Consider the following 3,127-nt stretch of genomic DNA (forward strand, 5'->3'; position numbering starts at 1 on the left):
GTAGCGCAGGTGGGTGATGAAGCGGGCGCTGTTGACCGAGTTGCGGTCCAGCGGGGCATCCATGGCCGACTCGATGATGTCGAAGACCTGGTTGAAGACGCCGGTCATCTGGTAGGTCTTCGACAGGTCTCCACCGTTGAAGGAGGCATTGACCAGGTGCAGCGCGACCGGCATCGCCTCGTCCGGGTGGAGGGGCTGGTCGAGCTCGGCATTGACGCGCTCCAGCAGCCGCTCGGCCGTCGCGATCTCCTGCGGGTACAGGTGGGCCACCTCGGCGCGCAGCGGGTAGTCCACCTCGATGCCGCTGCGGGCGCGCTTGATGGCGAAGCTCAGGTGGTCGGCCAGCGCCACCAGGGTGCTCGACGGGTAGCCCTGCGGCAGGTCGCCCCGCACGGCGTCGAGTGCCCGGGCCGCCAGGTCGAGGTGTTCGGGTGGGATGGCCGCCAGCAGCGCCGCGAAGTTGTCGGCATTGCGTCCGGCGTCGGGCACGAAGGTGCGCACCACCTTTGACTCGTCGACCAGCTGGCCCGGCCTTGCCTGGAAGCCCAGGCCACGCCCGGTGAGCACCACCTCGTCGCCCGAGGCGGCGCGGGCGAGCACCACGTTGTTGTTGAAGACCCGCAGGAGCTCCATCGCCCCACCTCCGTTCGTGCTGCTGGACTGGTGACGGGGCCGAACCTGCCAGGGATCCGTGACAGGTTCGGCCGTCCCGTGCCGGTTCGACCGGTCCGCCGTCAGGTCAGGCTGGCGCCATTGCTGGCGATGACCTGCTTGTAGAAGTCGAAGGACTTCTTCCTGTAGCGCTCCAGCGTGCCGGTGCCGTCGTCATTGCGGTCGACGTAGATGAAGCCGTAGCGCTTGGACAGCTGCGCGGTCGAGGCGCTCACCACGTCGATCGGGCCCCACCAGGTGTAGCCGAGCAGGTTCACGCCGTCGGCGATGGCCTCGCGCACCTGGACCAGGTGGTCATTGAGGTACTGGATCCGGTAGTCGTCCTCGACCGTCTTCACGCCATCCTTCTCGACCAGTTCGTCCTTGGCGCCCAGCCCGTTCTCGACGATGAACAGCGGCTTCTGCCAGCGGTCCCAGTAGTCGTTGAGCACCAGCCGCAGGCCCACCGGGTCGATCTGCCAGCCCCACTCGGAGGCGGGAAGGGTCGGGTTCGGGACGCCGGCGAAGATGTTGCCCGGGCCCTTCTCCACCGACGGGTCGGCCGAGGCGCAGATGCTGACGTAGTAGCTGAAGCTGACGAAGTCGACGGTGTGCTTCAGCGTCTCGCGGTCCTCCTCGGTGATCTCCAGCTCCACGCCCAGCTCGGCCAGCTTGCGCAGGAAGTAGCCGGGGTAGGCGCCGCGGCAGTGCACGTCGCCGAAGGCGTAGTTGTCGCGGTCGATCATCCTGCCGGCCAGCACGTCGGCCGGGTCGGGCGTCAGCGGGTAGACCGGCATCGAGATGATCATGCAGCCCACCTTGAGCTCCGGATTGACCTCGTGTGCGATGCGGGTGGCTGAGGCCGATGCGACCAGCTCGTGGTGGATGGCCTGGTAGAGCTGCTGCTGCGAGAGCTCCTCCTTGGGGGTCCAGATGCCGCCCGACATCAGCGGCGCGTGCAGCACCGAGTTGATCTCGTTGAAGGTGAGCCAGTACTTCACACGCTTGCCGTAGCGCTCGAAGCAGGTGCGGGCGAAGTTCTCGTAGAAGCCGATCAGGCGACGGTCCACCCAGCCGTCATAGGTCTTGGCCAGGTGCAGCGGGGTCTCGTAGTGGCTCAGCGTCACCAGCGGCTCGATGCCGTGCTTCTCGCACTCGTCGAGCACCCGGTCGTAGAAGGCCAGGCCGGCCTCATTGGGCTCGGACTCGTCGCCCTTGGGGAAGATGCGGCTCCAGCCGATCGAGAAGCGGAAGACCTTGAAGCCCATCTCGGCGAACAGGGCGATGTCCTCGGCATAGCGGTGGTAGAAGTCGATGCCCTGGAGCTTCAGGTTGTCGGGGGTGGGCTCTTCGACGGGAGGGGCGGTGATGCCCTTGGGCATCACGTCCTGGATGCTCAGGCCCTTGCCGTCGACGTCATAGGCGCCTTCGTACTGGTTGGCGGCAACGGCTCCGCCCCACAGGAAGCCTTCGGGGAAAGTTGTTTTCATGTCTCGATTCTCCTCGTTCTGTGCGTGGTGTGAAGGGTGGTCAGGAAGTGACGACGCAGGCATTGCTGGCGGCCTCGACCGGGCCGGGGGCGGCGGGGGTGACCTCGGTCATCTTGGCGGTGTTGGTGACCACGACGATCGTGGTGGACTCGTAGCCGGCGCCCGCCACCTTGTCGAGGTCGACGGTGCACAGCGTCTGGCCCTTGGCGACGCGCTGACCCTTGGCGACGGCGGGCGTGAAGCCGTCACCCTTCATCTGGACGGTGTCGATGCCGATGTGGACGAGCACCTCGGCGCCGTTGTCGGCGCGCAGGCCGAAGGCGTGGCCGGTCTTCATCGAGACCATCACCGTCCCGTCGCAGGGGGCGACGAAGGTGCCGTTCTCGGGCACCACGCCGAAGCCGGAGCCCATGGCGCCGGAGGCGAAGACCTTGTCGGGCACCTGGTCCAGGGCCACCAGCTGGCCGTCGGCCGGCGAGCCGAGGGTGACGACGCCGGCAGCGACCGGGGTGGGGGCGACGGCGGCCGGATCGGTGCCGGGCTCGGACTCGTCGGCGACCGGGTCGGGCAGCACGTCGGCCTCCTCGTCGGGCTGCTCGCGGTCCATGGCGACCAGGGTGATGCCGAAGGCGATGGCCACGGCGGCGGCGCAGCCGATGAGCTGCATGGTGAAGTTGCCGTGCTGCATGTAGGCGGGCAGGCCCAGCAGGCTGGGGAAGACGAACTGGTTGTTGGCGCTGCCACCCAGGGCGGCGATCGTGCCGCCCACCGCACCGCCGGCGATGCCGGCGTAGAAGGGCAGCTTCAGCGGCAGGTTCACTCCGTAGATGACGGGCTCGGTGACGCCGGCGACGAAGCCCGACAGCGAACCGGCGGTGGCGATGTCACGACGCTTGGCGCTGCGGGTGCGCAGGGCCACGGCCAGCGCGGCGGCGGCCTGGGCGAGCACGGCGGGCGGGATCGGGCCGCCGAGCAGGGTGTAGCCC

3 protein-coding genes are annotated in these 3,127 nt (G+C 68.2%); all 3 read right to left on the minus strand.

What is annotated here, in order from left to right:
* On the minus strand, positions 1 to 633 hold a 633-nt coding region (locus tag ACHFFZ_RS05250), incomplete at its 3' end, for a CAT RNA binding domain-containing protein (protein WP_394275610.1).
* Between the two features lie 101 nt (positions 634 to 734).
* A complete protein-coding gene (locus ACHFFZ_RS05255) occupies positions 735 to 2,141 on the minus strand; it encodes a glycoside hydrolase family 1 protein (RefSeq protein WP_394275611.1) in 1,407 nt (468 codons plus the stop codon).
* Between the two features lie 40 nt (positions 2,142 to 2,181).
* A partial coding sequence (locus ACHFFZ_RS05260) for a glucose PTS transporter subunit IIA (protein ID WP_394275612.1) occupies positions 2,182 to 3,127 on the minus strand: 946 nt, incomplete at its 5' end.

The organism is Luteococcus sp. (assembly GCF_043424415.1).
Lineage (GTDB): Bacteria > Actinomycetota > Actinomycetes > Propionibacteriales > Propionibacteriaceae > Luteococcus.

Bases quoted from the DNA above. Each gene is read 5' to 3' on its own strand.
- ACHFFZ_RS05255 (WP_394275611.1), bottom strand. From the start codon at position 2,141: ATGAAAACAACTTTCCCCGAAGGCTTCCTGTGGGGCGGAGCCGTTGCC.